Raw genomic sequence first — 23,468 nt, 5'->3', positions numbered from 1 at the left:
GTGCGGGCCGGGGCGCCCCGCAACGCGACCGGCGCCGGTCACCGCCCGCGATGGGGGTGACCGGCGCCGGGCCGGTCCTTCCTCGGTCCCGGCCTCAGCCGATCGTGGCTCCGTAGGCCGAGAGCGCCTCGGTGACCGGCTGGAAGAACGTCGTACCGCCGGAGACGCAGTCGCCGCTGCCGCCGGACGTGAGGCCGATGGCGGTGTCGCCGGAGAAGAGCGAGCCGCCGCTGTCCCCGGGCTCGGCGCAGACGTCGGTCTCGATGAGCCCGTTGACGACGTCGCCGCTGCCGTAGTTCACGGTGGCGTCCAGGCCGGTGACCGTGCCGCCGTGGACCTGCGTCGTCGAACCGCTGCGGGTCACCTCCAGCCCGACGGTCGCCTCGCCCGCCCCGGTGATGGCCTGCGTGGAGCCGTCGTAGAGGTTGACCTCGCTCGGGTGGTCGGCGTCGGACGTGTACTTCACCAGGCCGTAGTCGTCCCCGGGGAAGCTGGAGTCCACGTTGGCGCCGATGTCCTGGCCGGAGGAGTCGGCCCAGGTGGTGGCCGTCTCGGTGCAGTGGCCCGCGGTCAGGAAGTGCGGCTCGCCGCCCACGTCCACGTTGAAGCCGAGGGAGCAGCGGCCACCCCCGTCGGTGGTGATGGCGTCACCGCCCGCGGCGAAGGTCTTGAACTCGCCCTCGGTGCGTCGCAGTTCCGCCTTGGCGCCGAGCCCCTCGACCACCTCGGCCAGCCGGTCGAGGTCGGCCCCGGAGACCGTGCGGTCCGCGGTGACGACGACCTTGTTGGTCCGCGGGTCGGTCGCCCACGAGGTGCCGGGGATGGTGGCGTCCTGCTTCAGCGTCGTACGGGCGCTCGCCAGCTCGGCGAGGGAGTGCTCCACGACTCTCGCCCGGGCGCCGGCCTGCCGGACGGTGTCGGCGGCCGTCTCGTCGAGCACGTTCACCACGAGTTGCCCGGTCTTCGTGTCGTAGTACGTTCCCGCGGCGTCGGAGCCCAGGTCCTGGCCGAGGGTCGAGGCGAGCTTTCCGGCCGCTGCCGCGGAGAGGGTGCGCGGCTCGGGGGCGGGACCGGCCTCGTTCGCGTTCGCAGTCTGGAAGGTGACTCCCGTGGCGACCAGTGCGGTGATGCCCGCGACCGCCACGGCGGCACGCCGCCCGGATATGCGTCGGTGCTTCAACTCACGTCCTCCTGTGGGGGGTTGACCGAAGGGCGGGTGGGGACGCGTCTTCGGTCCGAAGGCGTTCGGCACGGAGGCGACGGACCACAAAAAAAGCCGCGTCCATGCCAACTGTGCGGCGCCCACTATTCCTAGGGGCCCCAGGAGCACACAAGGTCGACTTCAGGCCGCGCGCCGAGTCACCGGGGCCTCGGGGGCGCACGCCCCCGAGGCCGCCCCGGTCCGGTGCCATCACCTTCCGGTAGCCATTGCAAACACGTGCCGCGATGATTCCTTCGACAGCGCGTGAGGTCTAGTCCTGTCTTGAACTCACCCCTCGACACCTGGTTCCGGCCGGGAGTCGGGTAATGCGCCCGGAGACGGAGGCCGCTCCCGCGGCGCCTCCGGGCTCGCGGCGGTCGGCACCTCAGGGCTCACGGCCGGGTAGCTCACGGCCGGGTCCCGCCGAGTGGCCGACGAAGCTCCGGGGTCGGACTGGGACCTCTCCAAAAAGCGCAGCAGTTCCACCGGGAACGGCAGGACCAGCGTGGAGTTCTTCTCCGCCGCGACCGCCACCACCGTCTGCAGCAGCCGGAGCTGGAGCGCCGAGGGGGTCTCCTCCATCTGCTGGGCCGCCTCGGCGAGCTTCTTCGACGCCTGCAGCTCGGCGTCGGCGTTGATGACCCGGGCGCGCCGTTCGCGGTCCGCCTCGGCCTGCCGGGCCATGGACCGCTTCATGGTCTCGGGCAGCGACACGTCCTTGATCTCCACCCGGTCGATGGTGACGCCCCACTCCACGGCCGGGCTGTCGATCATCAGCTCCAGCCCCTGGTTGAGCTTCTCCCGGTTGGACAGCAGATCGTCGAGCTCGCTCTTGCCGATGATGGACCGCAGCGAGGTCTGCGCCATCTGGGAGACCGCGAACCGGTAGTCCTCCACCCGGACGACCGCGTCGGCCGGCGAGGTCACTTTGAAGTAGACGACGGCGTCGACCCGGACGGTGACGTTGTCCCGCGTGATGCCCTCCTGCGCGGGGATCGGCAGCGTCACGATCTGCATGTTGACCTTGTGCAGGTGGTCGACCACGGGAATGATCATCGTGAACCCCGGCCCGCGCACCTTCGACCGCAGCCGGCCGAGCCGGAACACCACCCCCCGCTCGTACTGCTTCACCACGCGCGCCGCCGCCATCCCGTACACCGCGCCGACGCAGGCGAGGGTCACCCCCGCCGTCACCAGATCCTCGACCATGCCGGCCCCCCCGGCCCGAAGCGGACGTCTGAGGACAGTGCTTGCGTGTCGCGCACGCTCTTCGACCGTAGTCCCGGCGCCGGACGAGGGCGAGCCCCCGCGCGGCATGTGCCGTGCGGGGGCTCGCCTGCTGCTGGCTGCAGTCCAGTGGCAGTGGTGCGCGGGTGCCGGGACACGGGAGGTCCGGCACCGCCGGCCGGTCAGGTGAGGCTGACGCCGTAGGCGCTCAGGGCCTCGGTGACCGGCTGGAAGAACGTGGTGCCGCCGGAGGAGCAGTTGCCGCTGCCGCCGGAGGTCAGGCCGTAGGCGATGCCGCTGGTGCTGTACAGCGGGCCGCCGGAGTCGCCGGGCTCGGCGCAGACCGTGGTCTGGATCAGGCCGGAGACGATCTGGCCGCTGCCGTAGTTGACCGTGGCGTTGAGGGCGGTGACACGGCCGCTGTGGGTGCCCGTGGTCGAACCGTCGCGGGTGACGGTGGTGCCCACCGACGGGGTGGCCGCGCTCCGGATGTCGACACCGTTGGCGGTGCCCGGCTTGGCGATGGACGTGTTGCTGTACCGGACGATCCCGTAGTCGTTGCCCGGGAAGCTGGTGCCGGCCGCCGGGCCGAGGACCGTGGTGCGGGCGGAGTTGCCGTACCAGGTGCCCGAGCCGGAGGTGCAGTGACCGGCGGTCAGGAAGTAGTCGACCCCGCTGCTGCTGCGGACGTTGAAGCCGAGGGAGCACCGTCCGCTGCCGGAGTAGATGGCGTCGCCGCCCTGGATCAGCTTGCTGAACTTGCCCGGAGTGCGCTTGACCTCCAGGGCCCCGGCCTTGTCGCCGGCCGCCTTCTGGATCTTCGCGAGCTCCGCCTGGGAGACGGTGCTGTCGACGGTGACGAGGACCTTGCCGGTCTTCTCGTCGACCGCCCAGGCCGTACCCGCCACGTCGGCCTCGAGTATGGAGGAGCTGGCCTGCTTGAGCTCGTTGGTGCTGAAGGTCTGCGCGTCGCTCGCGCTCGCGGTGGGGACCGTGACGGCAGCCGCGGCCACGAAACCGGCGGCCACGGCGATCAGCCGGGTCCGTCTCGCGATGCCGCTACGGGGGGTGGTGCGCTTGATCCTCACTGTTCGTTCCCTCCTGGGGAAGTCGGGGGCCCGCTTGTGTGGGGTGGGGCCCGTGAGGCGCAAGTCAAGAAACGTGTCCGGATTACGAACACGCCGTGACCCTGACAAGGCGCTGTGGGGGAGTATTCGGCCGCATGACCGAGTGACGCAAGGGGGCCTTTCGGCCGCGCGGCGGGCAACCGGCCCGCCACCAGCGGACGTTGAGCCCGTCGACGCACATGTGAAGATTACGTGAGGGAACAAGGGGCGTACGGAGTGTTGTCTTTGCTTCGGTCGGCGCCGATTGCCCGCGCCCGGGGCGGATCGACGCGGATCGACGCGGATCGCACGCCGCCGGAACGACCGGCTGCCGCCGGGCAGGACGAGCGGCGATCCCGTCGTCACGGGCCCCGCGTGCTCACGCCCCAGACCTCTGTTCCGTTCCGCGCGAGGTCACGACGCCGCCCCCGTCACTCCCGTCTCCCCCACCGCGTACCGCTTCGCGGGCCGGGCCAGCCCGAGGTGCTCCCGGAGCGTGCGGCCCGGGTAGAAGGTGCGGAACAGACCACGGTGCTGGAGCAGCGCCACCGTTCCGTTGACCAGCCGCTCCAGGTCACGGCGCGGCTCGGCGGGCACCAGGTGGAAGCCGTCGACGACACCGGCCCGGTGCCAGGAGGTGATCAGCTCGGCGAAATCGACCGGGCCGCCCCGGTACAGCGGTCCGTGCGCGGTCCAGCGGGGCCCGCCCCCGCCGTGGCCCGGATCGGCCGCGTACTCGCCGCCGCCGAGGTCGACGACGAGGTGCGCGAAGACGCGCGGCGTGCCGGGGTCACGCCCGGACGCGGCCGCCGCGGACCGCAGTTCGTCCCGCACGGCACCGGCCCGCTCCGGTCCGTCGGCCTGGACGAGCGCGACGTCCGCGTACCGGGCCGCGACCCGCCGGGCGTGCCGGTCGGTGGCGTCGACGACACGGACGGGGTGCCCCTGCGGGGACCGCGGCACGATCGCGGGCCCTCCCACGGCGGACACGCCGCCGTCGACGTCGACGGGAAGCGGCTCGTCCCACAGCCGCGCGGCGACGTCGGCGACCTCACCGGCCTCCCGCCGGAGCGCCTCCGCCGCGGCCGTACGGCGGCGCCCGGCGGCGCGGGTCCCGCCCTCGGATGCCGCCACGTCGATCCGCCAGCCGGCCCGTCCCCCGCTCACCCGGTCCAGTTCCGCCACGGCCGCCCGCACTCGGAAGTGCTCGGTGTGCGTGGCGGGCACGGTCGGCACCAGGCCGATCCGGTCGGTGGCGGGCGCGACCCGGGCGAGGACGTCGAGCGCGTCCGGACCGGGGCGGGCGAGGGAGTCGTGCAGGGTCACGAAGTCCAGCGCGCCACGCTCGGCGAGCCGCGCCGACTCGGCGTACGCGCCGACGTCGTGCGCCGCCCGCTGGTCGACGGCGGCGGCCAGGCGCAGCAGCCCCCGGCCGTACGGTGCGGTCATGGGAGGGAGACCTTTCATCGGGGTAAGGGGCAGCGCGGTACGACGGGCAGGTACCGGACAGGGGCAGGGCCCGGACAGTGGCCGAGCTCAGGCAGCGGTACGACAGGACAGCGCGCCGAGGAAGGCGAGCGCGGCCCGCGCCGTCGCGTCGTTCTGCCGGAACGCCGGGCCGCCGGTGCGGGGCCGGGTGAAGGCGCCCGAGCCCCGCGCGTCGGTGTGCGGGCCCAGCGCGAAGCGCCGCGGATGCGGGGTGCCGGAGCGGTCGAGGACCCGTCCGTCGGAGGGGTCCACGGCGAGCAGTCCCCCGGCGGTGGCGGCGGCACCGTCGGCGTACAGGCCGCGCAGCAGCGCGTCACGGGTGCGTTCGACCGTGGGACCGGGCAGCCGCGCCTCGACCAGCGCACGGGCCTCGACGAAGTCCCCGGGCACACTGGCGCTGCGGGCCCGGAAGACCCCGTCGGCCGCCTCGACCGTCGTCCCGGCGCCGAGGAAGCGCAGCACCCCGGCCCGGGACAGCGCGAGCATCTGGCGCAGCCGGGGTGCGGGCGGCCCCGACGCGAGGCAGCTGAAGAACCCGTGCCACCAGGGCCCGACGTCCCCGAGCCGTACCAGTTGCCCGTACACGGACAGCAGCCCGAAGAAGACGGCGAAGTCCTGGCTGCGCAACGGGTTGTGCCGTCTGGCCAGGTCGTCCTCTATGTACGCGCGCAGCTCGCGCTGCGCCTCGTCGTACGACCCGTACCGGACGCCGTCCAGCGGGCGGTCCAGCGCGTCCAGGTCGAGCCGGTCCGCCGGGTCCGGCACGGCGGCCGCGACGAGCGCCGCCGCCCCGGCGGCGTCGCCGGCGGCCGCGTACCCCTTCTGGAAGTCCGCCCACGGCACGGTGGTGCGCTCGGGATGGGCCGTGAACAGCCGGTGGTAGTGCGCGAACCCGAGCTCCTTGGCGACCAGCGGCCACACGTCCCGCCGGAAGTCGAACCCGTCCGGGCGGGCGAGCAGGGCGTCGATCTCGGCGGGTCCGAGGAACCGGGGCAGGGGCGGCCGTTCGCCCTCCCAGTCGTAACCGATCTTGGAGTGGTACGGCACGCCGCGCCGGGACCCGACGTACAGCACGGGCTCCCGCCCGGAGGGCACGTACACCGGCTCACCGCGTCCGTCGTCCTGGTACCGGCCGCCGCGGCCCTCGGTCAGCAGCACCATCAGGTCCACGAAGGCGAGCCCGAAGCCTCGGACGAGGACGGGCTCGCCCGGCGCCAGGGCGGTGAGGTCGCTGTCGGCGGTGAAGTCCGGCGGCAGGTGGACGAGGCCGTGCTCACGGGCGTACGCGGCCAGTTCCCGCTGCTCGTCGTCGGGTTCGGCGTCGAGGTGCCCGAGCGTGAGCACCACGAGGTCGGCGAGCAGGGGCCGGGGGCGGCCCTCCAGCCACACCTGCTGCCGTCCCTCGCGCGGTCCGCCCACGCTCAGGGCGCGCCGGGCGTGGTGGTGGACGCGGACGCCCGGTGGCAGGGCGGCGACCGTCCGCTCGTACACCCAGGTCAGGTACGAGCCGAGCAGCCGGCGGTCGCTGAAGGAGCGTCCGTCGACGGCCGCCCACTCGTGCAGGGTGGGTCCCGGGCGGACGGGTCCGGCCATGTCCACCGTCTCGTCGGTGAACATGGTGATGTCCTGCGCCTCGGAGTTCGCCCACAGCAGCGGCGACTGCGCCCGCCGCCAGACACGGCCGGCGCCCGGCGGGTGCGGGTCCACGAGGTGCACGTCGAGTCCGGCGTCCGCGTACAGCTCGGGCGCGTTGGCGGCGATCCGTTCCAGCAGACCGGTACCGCGCGGCCCGGCCCCCACGATCACCAGGGACGGCCGCCCGGCGGCGGAAGCACTCATCGGGTGCGCTCCCGGACGGGCGCGGCGTGGGCGACGCGGGAGACGGCGTTACGGAAGGAAGCGACGCGGAAGGGGGCGACGCGGGCGGAAAGGCAGGGGGACATGCGAAGGCTCCGTGGCGCGACGGTCGGTACGTTGAGACGCGGTCGTCGCCTTCACACGGGGGCGCCCGGTGGGCGCCGTACGGCCGAGCCCCTCAGCAGGGCCGTCCGCCGAGAGTACGGGGACGTTTCCCCGCGCTGTCAAGGCCGTCCGCACTGTGAGCCGTACATCCCGGGCCGGTTGACGCGGAACCGGATGCCTGTTCAACTTGGCCCATGCATCCGCAGCAGTGGCTGGTCAAGCGCTCCCACATCGACTTCGGTCGCGTGTGGTCCTCCTCCTGTTGAGCCGACCCCCTGCCTGTACCGGACACCGAGCGGAACACACGAGCAGACCGCACAAGTGGACCGCACCGGAGATTTGCTCACGCCTTCACACGCTTTCCCTCCCCTCGCGCACCGTCCGTTCCACCGGGGCCGGAGAATTCTGAGCCTCCGTCAACACCGGAATGCCCGGCCCTCCCGTGAACGACACTCCTCCGCACCCCGACGCCGATCCGGTGTCTGCGCACCACGGCGGACCTGCGCCGATCACCCGGACGCACCGCCCGTCACCCGTCCGCCGCGAGAAATATTATTTCACTCACAGTCAGCAGCAGTGTGTGCGAAAGGCCTTGGGGCACACGGGCTCTGTACGGATCCGCTCTGCACCAGTACCGTCACGAAACCCCCGCGCGGCGTCTATCCACTTGGCGCGCCATCCGCATCATGGACGACCATAGGGGTGCGGAAAGCAGATAAAGACCGCTGTGAGAGGAGGCGTCCATGGGATCGGTGCGCAAGGCGAGTGCCTGGCTTGGCCTCGTCGACGACAACGATGACGAGCGTTACTACGACGACGACTACGCCGAGGGGCAGCAGGAGCAGGGCGAGGCCTGGGTCACCGACCCGCGGGTGAAGGTCGCGTCCGAATCGGCCCAGGAGAAGGGCCGCCGGATCGGCACGGTCGCCCCGGACAGTTTCCGGGACGCCCGTCACATCGGCGAGCTCTTCCGTGACGGGGTCCCGGTCATCATCAACCTGACGAACATGGAGGGCGCCGACGCCAAGCGCGTCGTCGACTTCGCGGCCGGCCTGATCTTCGGTCTGCGCGGCTCCATCGAGCGCGTCTCCAGCCGGGTGTTCCTGCTGACGCCCGCCGACACGGAGATCGTCAGCGGCCAGGCGGCGAGCCGCGGCTCGGACGGTTTCTTCAACCAGAGCTGAGGCGGGGCGGGTCACCGGAAGGCGTCGAGACCGGTGAGCGCCTTGCCCAGCACCAGCTGGTGCATCTCGACGGTGCCCTCGTAGGTGAGCACGGACTCCAGGTTGGTGGCGTGCCGCATGACGGGATACTCCAGGGAGATCCCGTTGGCGCCCAGGACGGTACGGGCGGTGCGGCAGATGCCGATCGCCTCGCGGACGTTGTTCAGCTTGCCGAAGCTCACCTGTTCGGGACGGAGCCGTCCCGCGTCCATCCGCCGCCCCAGATGGTGGGCGAGCAGGATCCCCTTGTGCAGTTCCACCGCCATGTCGGCGAGCTTGGCCTGGGTGAGCTGGAAGCCGCCGATGGGCCTGCCGAACTGTTCCCGCGACTTCGCGTAGCCGACCGCGGCCTCGAAACAGGTCCGGGCCGCTCCCATGGCCCCCCACACGATGCCGTAGCGCGCGTGCGACAGACAGCCGAGCGGCCCTTTGAGTCCGGTGACCTCCGGCAGTACGGCGTCCGCGGGCAGCCGTACGTCGTCCATGACCAGCTCACTCGTGACGGACGCGCGCAGGGACCACTTGTGCCTGATCTCGGGGGCGGAGAACCCGGGGCTGTCCGTCGGCACGACGAATCCGCGGATGCCGTCGTCGGTCCGCGCCCACACCACGGCCACCCCGGCGACGGACCCGTTGGTGATCCACGCCTTCCGCCCGGTGAGCACCCAGTCCCCGCCGTCGCGCCTGGCGTACGTCCGCATCGACGCGGGATCGGAGCCGTGGTCCGGTTCGGTCAGCCCGAAGCAGCCGATGACCTCGCCCGCGGCCATGCGCGGCAGCCACTCCCTCCGCTGCTCCTCGCTGCCGAAGCGGTGGATCGCGTACATGGCGAGGGAGCCCTGCACGGAGACGAGCGAGCGGATGCCCGAGTCGGCGGCCTCCAGCTCCAGACAGGCCAGCCCGTACTGCACGGCACTGGCGCCCGCGCAGCCGTAGCCGCTCAGGGACATCCCGAGGGCGCCGATCTCGCCGAGTTCCCGGGCCAGTTCCCTGATGCCGGGCAGTTCGCCCCGCTCGTACCACTCGGCGACGTGGGGCAGCACCCGCCGCGCCGCCCAGCCGCGCACGGTGTCACGGATCGCGAGGTCCTCCGCGTCCAGCAGGTCGTCGAGGCCGAGCGGATCGGCGGGGTCGAAGGGCGGCAGCTTCGGGGACGCGGTCATGGGCAGCCTCCGGGCACTCCGGGCGCACTGGAAACTAGCAGCGCTAGTAGCGGGTCGACGCCGACGGTACGACGCGGTCTTCCCGCACGTCCAGGGACGCGCCCCGCGGGAACCGTGGCAGCGGACACACCGTGAACGGGCCGCCCCGGCCCGACGCGCCGGTCCGGGGCGGCACCTCGGTCCGGTCGACGCACCGGTCCGGTCGACATCCCGGCCCGGTCGACGCACCGATCCGAGTCGGCACCCCGATCCAGGACGGCACCCCAATCCGGAGCGGGGCCCGGACCCGGCTCGACGCACCGATCCGGTCGGCACCCCGAACCCGGGCGGCACCCCAATCCAAGGCGGCACCCCAATCCGGAGCGGGGCCCGGACCCGGCTCGACGCACCGATCCGGGCGGCACCCCTATCCGGGACGGCGCCCTAATTCGGGACGGCACCCCGAACCGGTCGAAACCCCGATCCCGGGCGGCACCCCGAACCGGTCGAAACCCCGATCCCGGACGGCACCCCAATCCGGGACGGCACCCCGACCCGGCTCAACGCACGGATTCCGCGCGCACCTTCGCGGTCGCCTCCCGGGGCGCCGGCAGTTCGGCCGGGCCGACGGCCGCGGACGGCCCCGCGCCCTCCCCGGCCGGGCCGGCGGCCGCCTGGCCCTGGCCCTGGCCCTCCATGAACCGCGGCAACCGCAGTGCCATCGCCGCGCCGAGCAGCAGCAGACCCGCGCTGACCAGCAGCGTGACGTGCAGACCGTGCACGAAGGCGTCCTGGGCTGCCCGGCGCAGCGCCTCGCCGGACGTGCCGCCGAGCCGCCCCGCCACCTCGTACGCCTCGCCCAGCGAGTGGCCGGCCGCGGCCGTGGCCGGCCCGGGAACGCCGGGCACCGAGCTGAGGCCCGGTGCGTAGGCCGCGTTCATGACGCTGCCCAGCAGGGCGATGCCGATGCCGGCGCCGAGCTGGTACGACGTCTCACCGATCGCCGCCGCCCCGCCCGCCCGGTCCGGGGGCGCCTCGCTCAGCATCGACTCGTACGCCCCGAAGAGCGTCGTCTCCAGACCGAAGCCGAGGAACACGAAACCGGCGAGCAGCAGGACCGGCCGGTCCTCGTGGCCCATCGCCGTCAGCAGCACGACCGCCCCCGCGGTCAGGCAGAAGCCCAGCGACACCATGCGGCGCGGCCCGAAGCGCTGCAGCAGGTGCGAGCCGGCCAGTCCCGCCGCCATCGCCGCGACGGTGAGCGGCAGCAGCCGCAGGCCCGTCTGGAGCGGTGACAGGTCGAGGACGAGCTGGAGGTACTGGGCCGCGATCAGCTCCAGGCCGACCAGTGCGAGCATCGCCAGCACGATGCAGCCGACGGACGTGCTGAACGCGGGGCGCCGGAACATCCGCAGGTCGACCAGCGGGTGCGTACGCCGCCGCTGCCGCCGGACGAAGGCCAGCAGCAGCGCTCCGCCCACGAGGAGCGGCCCCGCGGTCCAGGGGTCCAGCGGCGACTCGCCGCCCCCGAGCCGCTTCACGCCGAGCACCAGGCCGAACAGACCGGCGGCGGCCATGAGCGCGCCCACCACGTCCCAGGGGCCGTCGCGGTCGCCGGTCGACTCGGGCAGCAGCCACCGCCCGACCGGCAGGCTGACCAGCATCAGCGGGATGTTGATGAGGAAGACCGAACCCCACCAGAAGTGCTCCAGCAGGAACCCGCCGAGCAGCGGGCCGACGGCCGCGCCGACCGCGGCCACGGCGCTCCAGATGCCGATCGCCAGCGCGCGTTCGCGCCGGTCGGGGAAGACCTGCCGCAGGATGGACAGCGTCGCGGGCATGATCATCGCGCCGCCGACCCCGAGCAGGGCGCGGGCCGCTATCAGCACGCCCGGATCGTCCGCGCAGGCCGCGAGTCCGGAGGCGACGCCGAAGAGGCCGTAGCCGAGGAGGAGGACGCGTCTGCGGCCGATCCGGTCGCCCAGCGTGCCGAAGAGGATCAGCAGCGAGGCGCAGACCAGCGGATAGACGTCGACCATCCAGAGCAGCTCGATGGCGCCGGGCTTGAGGTCCTCGGTGACGGCGGGCACCGCCACGTGCAGGACGGTCGCGTCGAGCGCGACGAGCAGCAGGCTGACGCAGAGGACGAGGAGGACGACCCAGCGGCTCGCACCGGGCCCGGCCTCCCGACGGCACCGCGCTGCGGCCGTGCTCGTCCCGGACATGTACGTACCTCCCAGATGTTCCCTCGCGTCCGGCGGGACCGCGGGTGGGGACTCCCGGCGGCTACGGCCCGGGCTGAGCGGCGTCCCGGACCCGCGCTACGAAGGCGAGTGAGCCGTCAGCGTACGCGAGTTCCCGCCAAGGTCGAGTGGCGGGCCTCTCATGGGACTTTCAGCAAAGGTGTGGTAGGGCCGATTCGGCAGGGGCCGGTCCGGTCGTCCACCGGTCGCCCTCCGGTCACTCGTCAGGGTCCATCACGTTCCGGCGCGGCCGTCCGGTTCCGTGCCGCACCGATAATCGAGCGTGTGACCGATCTTGATCTGCGTCCGGTGTCACCCCTGTTGCGCACGGTGCGCAGATCCGCCCCCGCGCTCCTCGGGTACGCCGCCGTACGCGTCCTGGGCCTGGCCGTCCTCACCGCGTGGAGCGCGGCGCGCGGCGAGAGCGCGCGCGCCCTGCTGTCGGCCCGCTGGGACTCGCTCTGGTACGTGCGCGTCGCCGAGTTCGGCTACGGGTACGAGGTCCGCCTGCCGAACGGGGAGGTGCACTCGAACCTCGCCTTCTTCCCGCTGCTGCCCTGGCTGGAGCGGGCCGTGTCCGCGGTGACCGGGCTGCCGTACGCGGACGCGGGCCTGCTCGTCACGGTCCCGGCCTCGCTCGCCGCCGCCTGCGGGATCTTCGCCGTCACGGACCGGCTGTACGGGAGACGGGCGGGGACGTGCGCGGTGCTGCTGTGGGCCGCGCTGCCGGTCGGGGTCGTGCAGTCGATGGCGTACACCGAGGCGCTGTTCACGGCGCTGGCCGCGTGGTCCCTGTACGCGGTGCTGACCGGCCGCTGGGTCGCCGCGGGCGCGCTGGCCGCGCTCTCCGGGCTGACCCGCCCGGTGGGCGTCGCGGTGGCCGCGGCGGTGTGGGCGGCGGCGATCGCCTCGTACGTGCGGGAGCGGCGGGCGCCCGGGAACGGCGGGGGCACGCGCGGACGGCGGCCGGGCGGCGCCTCCGTGCCGCGGCGCGCCCTCGGCATGCTGCTCGCGCCGCTGGGCGCGGCGGGGTACGTGCTGTGGGTCGGGCACCGCACCGGCGGCGGGCCGTTCGGCTACCTGGACGTACAGGCGGGCTGGGGCAACGGCTTCGACGGCGGTCTCGCCTTCGCCCGTTTCGTCGCCGGCCGGTTCGCCCTGCCCTTCCCGTCGGCGCTCGCCGGCCCGGCTCTGGTCGCCGGCGTCGCGCTGGTCGTCTGGCTGTACGTCATGGGCGTCCGGCGGCGGCAGCCGCTGCCGCTGCTCGTCTACTCGGGCGTGGTCGCGGTGCTCGCCCTGTGCGCGTCCGGCTATTTCGGCTCGAAACCGCGCCTGCTGATGCCCGCCTTCCCGCTGCTCCTCCCCCTCGCCACGGCGCTGTCCCGGCTGCGTACCGCCAGGTCGGCGCCGGTCGTCGCGGCGCTCGCGGCGGGGTCGGCGGTGTACGGGGCGCTCTGGCTGAACGGCTCGGGTCCGCCATGATCGCTCTCCGTCGCTCCGTGCACGCCGAGTGATCACCGAGGTAAATCAGCGCCATCCCCAGGTGAACGAATTGAAAAGCGATTCGAAACTGCAGGCGTCCGACACTCCACGGAAATGCAGGCCGCACTCGGCCGCTCAATAGCGAATCCATGAAAAAGGGCCGTGGCCTGAGAGGTTTCCCACATCACATCGTCATCACGAACCGAGTGATACGGACCGGATCGGAGCTCACTCGCTGTAACGTCGATTGACGTGCGTACCGAACGATCGCTGACCCGTCTGGAGCGGGTCTTTGCCCGGCTGGACCGCGAGCCGCAACGGCCGGCCCATATCGACGTGCCGTCGATGAGCCGGCACCGGGTCGCGCTCTTCCTCGCCACCCTGGGTTTCTACGCCGCCATCGTGTGGGCCGTCCTCATCACCTCGTGGCTGGTACGGCTCGACTGGCAGCTCATGTTCTTCCGGCCGTACCAGCAATGGCCGCAGGTCCACGCTTACATCGACTACTACGTGGTCCTGGGGCAGCGCGGACCCACCGCCGTCATGGTGGCGGCCTGGCTGGGCTGGCGCTCCTGGCGGCAGCGCACCCTGCGCCCGATGCTCGCGCTCGGCGTGTCCCTGCTGCTGCTGAACGCCACGGTCGGCGCCGCGAAGTACGGCATGGGCCGCCTCGGACCGCACTACGCGACCGAGATCGGGTCCAACGAGATGTGGCTGGGCGGTGACATATTTCCTTCGGGCCACACCGCGAACGCCGTCGTGACCTGGGGCATCCTCGCCTATCTCGCCTCCACTCCGAGGGCGCGGCGCTGGCTGTCCGCCCTCTCCGCCGTGATCTCGCTCGGCGTCGGCCTCAGCACGGTCTACATCGGTACGCACTGGCTGAGCGACGTGCTGCTGGGCTGGGCCGCCGGTCTGCTGATCCTGCTCGCGCTGCCCTGGTTCGAGCCGCTGATCGCCCGCGCCGAGGCCTGGATCCTCTCGCTGCGCGACCGTGTGCGCGGCCGCACGGCGGCCGCCCCGGCACCGGCCGCGCCACAGGCTCCGGCCGCCCCGCCGGTGCCCGCGCCCACGCTGCACGAGCCCGCGGCGGGACCGGCGCCCCGGGGCCCGGTCGAGCCCGCGCCGCGCGGGGCCGCCGGGGAACCCGCCGTCGCGCGCGACGGCTCCGTCGTACCGCGGTCCGTCCGTCCACCGCTGCACCACCTGGCACCGCCGGGCCCGCACCCGGCCCGTTCGGAGCGGTCGCCGGCCGCTCCGGGCGGCAGCCGCCGCCCGCCGCACTCGGACAGAGCACCGCGCGGCTCGGCCACGTCCCGCCCGCTCACGGGAGGCTGACACGAGGCGACGGGTCCGGCAGGTACACACCGGCGAAGGCCCGGCTCCCCTGGAGCCGGGCCTTCGCCGTCGTCCGGTACTAACCCTTCCAGCAGCGCGTCACCCGGCCGCCCTGCACCTCGAAGTTGAGCCGGCCCACGCGGTACTCCATGGTGATGATGGCCCCTGGTGGCAGCGACCTGACGGTGGACCAGCCGTGCTCACGGGCGCGGCGTTCCGCGCTCCCTTCGTCGAGTCCCACATAGGTGTCCAGGATGTCCTGCGGCTCGGGGGACGGGGGGAAATTGGGTGCCATGACGCCACGTTAGGCGGCGGGATGCGGCCGCGGAAGTCCAGGTCCGACACGAAGGGTCACCGCCGTGGGGTGATCACACTTGTGTCACAGAATCGCGACATGTGGTTTCGGCCGATCCGGGTCACACATACGGGCGGTTCCGTCATCTCCCCGCCGTCCTGTTCTCCATGAATTCCGGCCGCACACCGCACCGTCCGGAATAGCCCCGCGAATAGCCGGAGGCCACCGTACGGCCCACCGCTTTCCGTGCCGATTCCCATGAGGCCCGCGAGCCGCCCACCGGACGGGAATTGCGTGGCCCCGCGGACCGCCGCCGTACACCCCCTGTCGGAGCGCCGGGCGACGCGAGCATCATGGCGTGAGCTCGAACAGGCCCGGGACGCGACGCGAAGGGGCGAGCGATGGGCACGGACACCGCACAGGCGACGGCGCCACCGGTACCGGCGAAGCGGCCGGGGAGACTGGTGGTCGACTGGCTGACGACGACGGACCACAAGAAGATCGGGCACCTCTACCTCATCACCTCGTTCGCCTTCTTCCTCGTCGGCGGGCTGATGGCGATGCTGATGCGGGCGGAGCTGGCCCGGCCCGGCCTGCAGCTGATGGACAACGAGCAGTTCAACCAGTTGTTCACCATGCACGGCACGATCATGCTGCTGCTGTTCGCGACGCCCACGTTCGCCGGGTTCGCCAACGAGCTCATGCCGCTGCAGATCGGCTCGCCGGACGTCGCCTTCCCGCGGCTGAACATGCTGTCGTACTGGCTCTTCCTGTTCGGCGGCCTGATCGTGCTCGGCTCGATGCTGACGCCGTCGGGGCCCGCCGACTTCGGCTGGACCTCCTACACCCCGCTCAGCGGCCCCGAACGTTCACCGGGCATCGGTGCCGACATGTGGATCATGGGACTCGCGCTGGCCGGGTTCGGCACGATCCTCGGCTCGGTCAACTTCCTGACCACCATCATCGGCATGCGCGCCCCGGGCATGACGATGTTCCGGATGCCGATCTTCGTCTGGAACACCTTGTTCACGTCGATCCTGGTGCTGCTGGCGTTCCCGGTGCTGGCGGCGGCGCTGCTGGTGCTGGAGGCGGACCGGCGGTTCGGCGCGGTGGTGTTCGCCCCGGAGAACGGCGGCCCGCTGCTGTGGCAGCACCTGTTCTGGTTCTTCGGGCACCCCGAGGTGTACATCATCGCGCTGCCGTTCTTCGGCATCGTCACGGAGATCATCCCGGTCTTCAGCCGGAAGCCGATCTTCGGCTACACGGCTCTGGTCGGCGCGACGATGGCGATCACCGGGCTGTCGATGGTGGTGTGGGCGCACCACATGTTCGCCACGGGCGCGGTGCTGCTGCCGTTCTTCTCCTTCATGACGTTCCTGATCGCCGTCCCCACGGGCGTGAAGTTCTTCAACTGGACCGGCACGATGATCAAGGGGTCGCTGTCCTTCGAGACGCCGATGCTCTGGTCGGCCGGCTTCCTGGTGACGTTCCTGTTCGGCGGGCTGACCGGGGTGATCCTGGCCTCGCCGCCGCTGGACTTCCACGTCACGGACACCTACTTCGTCGTGGCGCACTTCCACTACGTGGTGTTCGGCACGGTGGTCTTCGCGACCTTCGCCGGCTTCTACTTCTGGTGGCCGAAGTTCACCGGCAAGATGCTCGACGAGCGGCTCGGCAAGATCCACTTCTGGACGCTCTTCATCGGCTTCCACACCACGTTCCTGGTGCAGCACTGGCTGGGCGCGGAGGGCATGCCCCGGCGGTACGCGGACTACCTGGCCGCCGACGGCTTCACGGCGCTCAACACCCTCTCGTCCGCCGGCGCGTTCCTGCTCGGCCTGTCCACGCTGCCGTTCCTCTACAACGTGTGGCGGACCGCGAAGTACGGCGCGAAGGTCGGGGTGGACGACCCCTGGGGCTTCGGGCGGTCCCTGGAGTGGGCGACCTCCTGCCCGCCGCCGCGGCACAACTTCGTCACGCTGCCCCGGATCCGCTCCGAGTCCCCGGCGTTCGACCTGCACCACCCCGCGTTCGCGGCGATCACACCGCCGCAGACCCGGTCCGGCCAGGAGCGGAGCACCCCGATCCACATGGGCCAGGAGCGGCCGGCGGACGGCCACGAGCCGCTCTGAGAGCCCCGGCCCTCCGCTCGTCACCCGGCCGCGACGACCACGATCGACAGGTCGTTGTCGGCCGTGTAGTACGGCCCGGCCAGGACGGCACCGTGCGCCGTCCCCAGGGTGACCTTCGGGTACGCGAAGATGTGCTTCTTGTCGGCGACGTCGTCCAGCAGCCGGGCGATCCGCACCCGCGGCCCGGCCTCCCCCGCCGGGCGCAGCCACAGGTCCCGGATGCCGGGAGCCGGTGACCCGAGGGGCACGGCGCAGCGGAACACGTCCCCGTCGGCGTCCAGTCCGGTACGCGCCGCGGGGGCCACGCCCGCCCGGTCGGCGGCCTCGACGTACGCGTCCGGCGTGAGCGACGTGCCGTACACCCGCCCGCGCACGCCCAGCTCCCGCGCACCGACACGGAGCTCGCCCGCCTCGGCGTGCGGGGCACGCAGCCAGCTCCGCACGGTGAGGTTGCCGTACTTGGTGGTGTACGGGAGACGCACGGCGACGGGAGCGCGCGAGTCGGCCGGCACCCGGTCGACCAGCGCGCGCAGGTCTTGGAGGCCGGCCACCAGACGCCGCGCCGCGCCGTCGGCCCGCTGGAGGTGGACGTCCCAGCGGCCCTCGGCGAGTTCGGCTCCGGCGGGCAGCACGCCGCGCAGCCGGCCGGCGCCGTCCGGGGTGAGCGGCAGACCGGTCTCCCGCTCGCCGCCGCGCAGCCTCAGCAGCAGACGGGCCGGCCCCGTGCCGCCGGGACCGGTGACGGTGAAGGTGATACCGCCCGCGCGGTCGGCGACGCAGTCGGCGCGCGGCGCCACGGCGGTGTCCGCGGCGCCCGTCTCCCCGGGGAGCCCGCCGGTGGCGGCGCGCGCCGCCCGCGGGGCCGTCGCGCTCATGCGCTGCGCCCCTTCCCGACCGCCTGGCGCCGGGCGTCCCGCACGGCGTACGCGCCGACGAGCAGCGCGCCCCGGGTGCGGTGCAGCGTGCCGCGCAGCCGTCCTCCGAGCCTCCTGCCGCGGCGTGCGGCCACGGCGGCGAAGAGCGACTCGTGGCGCTCGGCGATGCGGGGCGGGTCGAAGCGCTCGGAGGCCCGCAGCGCCGCGTGCGCCATCCGCTGCCGCAGCGCGTCGTCGTCGATCAGTTCGAGCAGTCCGGCGGCGATGGCGCCGACGTCGTTCACCTCGACCAGCCGGCCGTCGACGCCGTCGTCGATGATCTCGCCGGGGCCGTGCGGGCAGTCGGTGGAGACCACCGGCAGCCCGCAGCGCATGGCCTCGACGAGCGTCATGCCGAAGGACTCCATGCTGGAGGTGGCGACGGCGACGGCACCCTTGACCCACTCCTGCTCGATGGGGTGCACGGGGCCCATCAGATAGACGTGGTTGTAGAGGCCCATCTCGTCGATCAGTGACCGGAGCCTGCCCTTCTGGCCGCCGCCCCCGTAGATCCTCAGGCGCCAGTCGGGCCGCTGCGCGCGCACCTTGTCGAAGGCGCGGACGAGCAGGTCGAACCGCTTGACGGGGGCCAGACGCCCGACCGCCACGACCCACTTGCCGGAACCGTCCGCCGGCGGGATCACGGGGGCGGGCACCGGGTTCGGCACGGCCAGCACCCGGACGCCGGGCAGCCGTACGCTCCTGCGGTACGAGCGGGCGTCGGCCTCCGTGGTCGTGGTGAGCGCGTCGAGGCGCGGGTAGGCGTCGCGCAGCGTGGTGCGCAGGGCCGTGGAGTGGTTGTCGAGCGTGAGGTGCTCCTGGCCGACACGGACGGGGCCCGGGCGGGTCTGGCGCGCCAGGTGCACGTTCAGACCGGGCCGGGTGCCCACCACCACATCGGCGTCGACCGTGGCGAGGTACTCCGCGATGCGCCGGTCGCTGAGCGCGTTGTACTGCTTGTGCCGGCCGTCCGCGCTCGGGAACACACGGGCGGGCAGGGCCAGTTCGGGGTGGTCGCTGTCGGCGCCGTCCGGGCGGAGGTCGACGAGGTGGCGCATCCCGACCCGCGGGCCGGGAGTGAAGACGGGCGCCTCGCGGTGGCGGAAGACGGAGACGATCTCGACGTCGTGCTGCTCGGCGAGCGCTTCGGCGAGGTTGTACGTGGTCCGTATCGTGCCCCCGATGCCGTACGCGTTGTGGATGAGGAAAGAGATGTGCATACGTCCCCCGGCTTCCTCGGGTGCCCTCGGTCGGGCCGCACCACCGTCTGTCACGCTGCAACACCATCTTGTGTCAGAACAGACATGCGATGGGTAGCCCATTTCGGGAATGTTTCGCGTACCGCGCGAAGCCGCGGCGCCGGTGTGGGAACAGCGCCGCGGCTCCGTGGCGAACGCCGGCGAGGCGGCCGGACCGGTCCGGTCCGGCGGCCCGCAGGGATCGTCGGCGTTCACGAGGGTTCCGCCCGGTCGGCCCACCGGGCGGAACCCGTGCCCGGGACCGGGGGTCGGCTCAGAGGTCGAGCCGCTGACCGGGCACGATCGAGTGGGGATCGGCGCCGATGACGGCCTCGTTGGCGGCGTAGAGCTGCTGCCAGCTGGTCCCGTACCGGGCCGCGATGGCGCTCAGCGTGTCACCGCCGCGCACGGTGTAGTCACCGCGGGCGGTGCCGCGGTCCGTGTGGCCCGACGCGCGGGACGGGGCCTTCGCCGGCCGCTCGGCCGGCGCCGACCTGGGGGCCACCGAGCCGGTGGACGGCGCGGCGGGGGCGCTGCCGTACGCCCCGGCGCGTACCGAGCAGTTCGGCCAGGCGCCCCAGCCCTGGACCCGCTGGACCCTCGTGGCGACCGCGATCTGCTCGGCCTTGGTGGCCCGGTCGGCGGTGGGCGCGTAGGCCGAGCCGCCGAAACCGTTCCAGGTCTGCGCGGAGAACTGGAGTCCGCCGTAGTATCCGTTGCCGGTGTTGATGCTCCAGTTCCCGCTGCTTTCGCACTGCGCGATGCGGTCCCACACTCCACCGTCCGACGCCGCGGCGCTGCCCGTCGCGGCCAGGAGCCCCAGCGGGGCGAGCAGCGCGGCTCCGGCGAGGACCGCCGTGGTGCGCTTCCTACGGGTGTTGTCGTCGTGGGCGCTGTCGGCACATGCGGACATGTATTTCCCTCTCGACGGACCCGGGGTCCCCCTGAGCGGAACGCGGGCCACGTCGTACGGACGCGGCCGGTGCGCTCCGCCCGTCCGCCGGCGGTGGTGGTGCTGGCTGGCTGTCTGACGCGGCCGGCGGACGTACCCGAGCGGTGCTCGTTGCACACGGCCGAGGAATGTAGGGAGCCGCGACGCCCGTATCAACCAGCCCCCTGTCCCCACAGGCCAGTTCGCCATTACCGCAGGTATCGTCTATTTTCGGCCACCCACTTCATTCCCTGATTTCCGGATTTGTCGGCCACCGGTTCCGGTGATCTGTGACCCACCTCACCAGTCGAACTTGCTTGGAACTACAAGAAGTTGACGTGGAGTGAGTGATTCCGCCCCGGCTCTCACGGTGCGCTCCCGATGGTTCGATTCCGTTCGCGCCCGGGCGTGACTCCGGCCACAGATCGCCCGTTGTCTTCTGCATGAGCCGGGGCCCCCGCGCTCATGGGCCGGGAGCCGCCCGGCCCCGCCACGCACCACATCCCGAGGAGCCCCCCGTGCCGCGCATGCTCGACGTCAGCGACGAGGTACGTGCCGAGATCGGCGACGAGGAAGCCGACCGGCTGCTCGCCGGAGAGAACGCCCCGGGCAGTTACGACTGCACGTCCTGCCGCACCCCGGGCGACTCCGCACAGGAGCGCACCAGCACCGTGCTGTTCATCGGCGACGAGACCGCCGTCCTCGCCTTCGCCCACGCCACCTGTCTGCCCTCCCAGGTCGTCCAGGTCACCGAGGAGCAGCTGCAGGGCGCCGTCCGGTCCATCACGGCCGACGGCGAACCCGCCAGGACCTCGCCCGAGCAGGCCGTGCTCGGCGTCACCAGCGGACTGGTGCTGATCGGCGGCGAGCTGTACCCCGCGCTCGTGGTCGAGCCCACCGCCCCCATCACCCGCCCCGGCTCGTCCGGCACGGACGACGACTTCCTGCCGCTCCTCGTCGAGCAGGGCTTCGTGCCGCTGGACGAGGTCGAGCGCGTCCCGCCGGTCCTGCAGGGCTGGTCGGTGCTGCTCGCCGCGGGCCAGCTGCACGCCATCCTCCAGCCGGGCACCGACGGCGGTTCGCCGGTCGCCTGGTGGCAGGCGCACCAGCCGCTCCAGGCCGCCGACACCTGGCGGGCGGCCGCCGCCAAGCACCAGCGGGTGCTGCTGTTCGCCGCCCCGGTCGGCTCCATCGGCCGCCAGCCCCGCGAGGACCTGCTGCGGGACGCGCTCGACAAGGCCGCCGCGAACGGCAAGCTGGTGGCCGCCATGCTGCCGCTGGCCGGGACCTGACCGCCCCCGCCGGCCCGGGATGTGGGCCGTACGGGCGGCACCCCGCCGGGCGGCGCGGCCGGACCGCATCCCTTGCCCGGCGGGTTCGTTTGAGGTTACGTGCACGCTTACGACGTCCCCCGCCGCCAGTCCTACCAGCCGATTCCCGCCATGCGGTCGGCCCAGGACCCACCGGGCAGCCCCTCGGTCACACCGATCTACGACGCGCTCTACGCGGAGTGGAACAGGTCCTTCCGGGCCCTGCCCGGAGACCGCCACGGTGAGGAGGAGCTGGGCTTCACGGCCTTCGGCATCTCTCCGCACCTCGGCGGCGCCTACGGGTCGTACTCCACGGGCACGTACTCCATGAACACGTACTCCTCGGACTCGTACCCCCCGGGCACGTACTCCCCCGGTGCGTACGACGGCCGCCACGGCACCGCCGCGTACGCGACCGGGCGTCTCGCCGCCCAGCACGGCACCCGGCGCGAGCAGTCCGGTCACCCGCCCCAGGCGGCGTCCGTCTGGCAGCCGGTGGGCCGGATGCCCACCGGGCACACCGGCACGCACCAGTTCTCCGCCGCCGCGCTGCCACCGGGTCCCCGCCGCGGGCACTGACCGGAACACCCGAGGGCCCGCCCTGAAGGCCCCCGACAACCGGCCCGCCCCGCGATGACCGCACGGACGAGGGCGGCTCCCCGGAGTTTCCGGGGAGCCGCCCTCGTCCGTGCCCGTCTGACGCGACCCGCGTCTACTTCTTCTTGCCGCGCTTCTCGCGGACCCGCACCGAGATGTGCAGCGGCGTCCCCTCGAAGCCGAACTCCTCGCGCAGCCGCCGCTCCACGAACCGCCGGTAACCCGCCTCGATGAAGCCGGACGCGAAGAGCACGAACCGCGGCGGCTTGGTGCCCGCCTGCGTACCGAACAGGATGCGCGGCTGCTTGCCGCCCCGGATCGGGTGCGGGTGAGCGGCGACCAGCTCGCCCAGGAAGGCGTTCAGCCGGCCCGTGGGGACGCGGGTCTCCCAGCCCGCCAGAGCGGTCTCGATCGCCGGGACGAGCTTCTCCATGTGCCGTCCGGTGCGCGCGGAGACGTTGACCCGCGGCGCCCACGCCACCTGGCCGAGCTCCGTCTCGATCTCACGCTCCAGGTAGTAGCGGCGCTCCTCGTCGAGGGTGTCCCACTTGTTGAAGGCGAGGACGACCGCGCGGCCCGCCTCCACGGCCATCGTCACGATGCGCTGGTCCTGCACGGAGATCGACTCCGAGGCGTCCAGCAGGATGACCGCGACCTCCGCCTTCTCCACGGCGGCGGCCGTGCGCAGCGAGGCGTAGTAGTCGGCGCCCTGCTGGAGGTGGACCCGCTTGCGGATACCGGCGGTGTCGATGAACTTCCAGGTGACGCCGCCGAGCTCGATCAGCTCGTCGACCGGGTCGCGGGTGGTGCCCGCGAGCTCGTTGACGACGACGCGCTCCTCGCCCGCGACCTTGTTCAGCAGCGAGGACTTGCCCACGTTCGGGCGGCCGATCAGCGCGATGCGGCGCGGGCCGCCGACCGCGGCGGTGAAGGTCTGCTCCGGTGCCTCGGGCAGCGCCTCCAGGACGGCGTCCAGCATGTCGCCGGTGCCGCGGCCGTGCAGCGCGGAGACCGGGTGCGGCTCGCCGAGGCCCAGGTTCCACAGGTAGGAGGCGTCGGCCTCGCCGCTCGGGCCGTCGACCTTGTTGGCGCACAGCACCACGGGCTTGCCCGCCTTGCGCAGCAGCCGCACGACGGCCTCGTCGGTGTCGGTGGCGCCGACCTTGGCGTCGACGACGAACACGACCGCGTCGGCCGCGTCGATCGCGTACTCGGCCTGCGCGGCCACGGAGGCGTCGATGCCGAGGACGTCCTGCTCCCAGCCGCCGGTGTCGACGACCTTGAAGCGGCGGCCCGCCCACTCGGCCTCGTAGGTGACCCGGTCCCGGGTGACGCCCGGCTTGTCCTCGACGACGGCCTCGCGGCGGCCGATGATCCGGTTGACCAGGGTCGACTTGCCGACATTCGGGCGGCCCACGACGGCGAGCACCGGAAGCGGTCCGTGACCGGCCGCCTCGATCGCGCCCTCGACGTCCTCGACGTCGAAGCCCTCCTCGGCGGCGAGCTCCATGAACTCCGCGAACTCGGCGTCGCCAAGTGCCCCGTGCTCGTGCTCCGAGCCCTCGGAGGGAATGTGGTCGTTCATGAAGTGCGTACCTCGTTCATCGTGGTGATCGGTGGACCGCCCGGGGGCGGGAGA

General features: G+C 72.7%; 18 protein-coding genes. 6 read left to right on the top strand and 12 right to left on the bottom strand.

Annotation, left to right across the window (positions count from 1 at the left end):
- Positions 1-94 precede the first annotated feature (94 nt).
- The 5 genes from IEZ04_RS14160 to IEZ04_RS14140 form a co-directional block, all read right to left on the bottom strand.
- A complete protein-coding gene (locus IEZ04_RS14160; RefSeq protein ID WP_189217196.1) occupies positions 95-1,180 on the bottom strand; it encodes a S1 family peptidase in 1,086 nt (361 codons plus the stop codon).
- A gap of 309 nt (positions 1,181-1,489) precedes the next feature.
- Entirely contained in the window at positions 1,490-2,410 is a 921-nt protein-coding gene (locus IEZ04_RS14155; protein ID WP_189217195.1) for a slipin family protein, read from the bottom strand.
- Between the two features lie 200 nt (positions 2,411-2,610).
- Entirely contained in the window at positions 2,611-3,516 is a 906-nt protein-coding gene (locus IEZ04_RS14150) for a S1 family peptidase (protein ID WP_189217194.1), read from the bottom strand.
- Positions 3,517-3,948: 432 nt separating this feature from the next.
- Positions 3,949-4,983 (bottom strand): LLM class flavin-dependent oxidoreductase, encoded by a 1,035-nt coding sequence (locus IEZ04_RS14145; RefSeq protein WP_189217193.1) that lies wholly within the window; start codon positions 4,981-4,983, stop codon positions 3,949-3,951.
- A gap of 87 nt (positions 4,984-5,070) precedes the next feature.
- Positions 5,071-6,861: an FAD/NAD(P)-binding protein gene (locus IEZ04_RS14140; protein WP_189217192.1), complete on the bottom strand. Its 1,791-nt coding sequence runs from the start codon at positions 6,859-6,861 to the stop codon at positions 5,071-5,073.
- A gap of 866 nt (positions 6,862-7,727) precedes the next feature.
- Here IEZ04_RS14140 and IEZ04_RS14135 point away from each other — a divergent pair.
- A complete protein-coding gene (locus IEZ04_RS14135) occupies positions 7,728-8,168 on the top strand; it encodes a cell division protein SepF (protein ID WP_189217191.1) in 441 nt (146 codons plus the stop codon).
- A gap of 11 nt (positions 8,169-8,179) precedes the next feature.
- Here the strand turns inward: IEZ04_RS14135 and IEZ04_RS14130 are convergent, their stop codons facing one another.
- On the bottom strand, positions 8,180-9,370 hold the full coding sequence (locus IEZ04_RS14130; protein WP_189217190.1) for an acyl-CoA dehydrogenase family protein: 1,191 nt from the start codon (positions 9,368-9,370) through the stop codon (positions 8,180-8,182).
- A gap of 539 nt (positions 9,371-9,909) precedes the next feature.
- Positions 9,910-11,574: an MFS transporter gene (locus IEZ04_RS14125; RefSeq protein ID WP_189217189.1), complete on the bottom strand. Its 1,665-nt coding sequence runs from the start codon at positions 11,572-11,574 to the stop codon at positions 9,910-9,912.
- A gap of 303 nt (positions 11,575-11,877) precedes the next feature.
- On the opposite strand from IEZ04_RS14125, the gene IEZ04_RS14120 reads away from it, so the two are divergent.
- Together IEZ04_RS14120 and IEZ04_RS14115 are read left to right on the top strand one after the other, a co-directional pair.
- Entirely contained in the window at positions 11,878-13,074 is a 1,197-nt protein-coding gene (locus IEZ04_RS14120; protein ID WP_229821038.1) for a glycosyltransferase family 39 protein, read from the top strand.
- A 252-nt stretch (positions 13,075-13,326) separates the two neighbouring features.
- Complete coding sequence (locus IEZ04_RS14115; RefSeq protein WP_189217187.1) at positions 13,327-14,412, top strand: phosphatase PAP2 family protein; 1,086 nt, start codon at positions 13,327-13,329, stop codon at positions 14,410-14,412.
- Positions 14,413-14,491: 79 nt separating this feature from the next.
- Here the strand turns inward: IEZ04_RS14115 and IEZ04_RS14110 are convergent, their stop codons facing one another.
- Positions 14,492-14,707, bottom strand: coding sequence for an I78 family peptidase inhibitor (locus IEZ04_RS14110; RefSeq protein ID WP_189217186.1), 216 nt, complete (start codon positions 14,705-14,707; stop codon positions 14,492-14,494).
- Positions 14,708-15,108: 401 nt separating this feature from the next.
- Between IEZ04_RS14110 and ctaD the strand changes: the two genes are divergently transcribed.
- Positions 15,109-16,839 (top strand): aa3-type cytochrome oxidase subunit I, encoded by a 1,731-nt coding sequence (ctaD, locus tag IEZ04_RS14105; RefSeq protein ID WP_189217185.1) that lies wholly within the window; start codon positions 15,109-15,111, stop codon positions 16,837-16,839.
- Between the two features lie 20 nt (positions 16,840-16,859).
- On the opposite strand, the gene IEZ04_RS14100 is transcribed toward ctaD, so the two are convergent.
- The 3 genes from IEZ04_RS14100 to IEZ04_RS14090 form a co-directional block, all read right to left on the bottom strand.
- Positions 16,860-17,714, bottom strand: coding sequence for a hypothetical protein (locus tag IEZ04_RS14100; RefSeq protein WP_229821037.1), 855 nt, complete (start codon positions 17,712-17,714; stop codon positions 16,860-16,862).
- Positions 17,711-18,973 (bottom strand): glycosyltransferase family 4 protein, encoded by a 1,263-nt coding sequence (locus IEZ04_RS14095; protein WP_189217184.1) that lies wholly within the window; start codon positions 18,971-18,973, stop codon positions 17,711-17,713. The genes IEZ04_RS14100 and IEZ04_RS14095 overlap by 4 nt, the downstream gene beginning before the upstream one ends.
- Positions 18,974-19,265: 292 nt before the next feature.
- Positions 19,266-19,904: a LysM peptidoglycan-binding domain-containing protein gene (locus IEZ04_RS14090; protein WP_189217183.1), complete on the bottom strand. Its 639-nt coding sequence runs from the start codon at positions 19,902-19,904 to the stop codon at positions 19,266-19,268.
- A gap of 536 nt (positions 19,905-20,440) precedes the next feature.
- Between IEZ04_RS14090 and IEZ04_RS14085 the strand changes: the two genes are divergently transcribed.
- Positions 20,441-21,214 carry a DUF8842 C-terminal domain-containing protein gene (locus IEZ04_RS14085; RefSeq protein WP_189217182.1) on the top strand — a complete coding sequence of 258 codons (774 nt, stop codon included), beginning with the start codon at positions 20,441-20,443 and terminating at the stop codon, positions 21,212-21,214.
- A gap of 99 nt (positions 21,215-21,313) precedes the next feature.
- Positions 21,314-21,811 (top strand): hypothetical protein, encoded by a 498-nt coding sequence (locus IEZ04_RS14080; RefSeq protein WP_189217181.1) that lies wholly within the window; start codon positions 21,314-21,316, stop codon positions 21,809-21,811.
- 133 nt (positions 21,812-21,944) lie between these two features.
- Here the strand turns inward: IEZ04_RS14080 and der are convergent, their stop codons facing one another.
- Positions 21,945-23,414 (bottom strand): ribosome biogenesis GTPase Der, encoded by a 1,470-nt coding sequence (gene der / locus IEZ04_RS14075; RefSeq protein WP_189217180.1) that lies wholly within the window; start codon positions 23,412-23,414, stop codon positions 21,945-21,947.
- Positions 23,415-23,468: the final 54 nt, after the last annotated feature.

This window comes from Streptomyces ruber, from assembly GCF_014648075.1.
Classification (GTDB): Bacteria; Actinomycetota; Actinomycetes; order Streptomycetales; family Streptomycetaceae; genus Streptomyces; species Streptomyces ruber.
The sequence above is the reverse complement of the archived record's forward strand: the minus strand, read 5'-3'. Positions and strand labels throughout refer to the sequence as shown.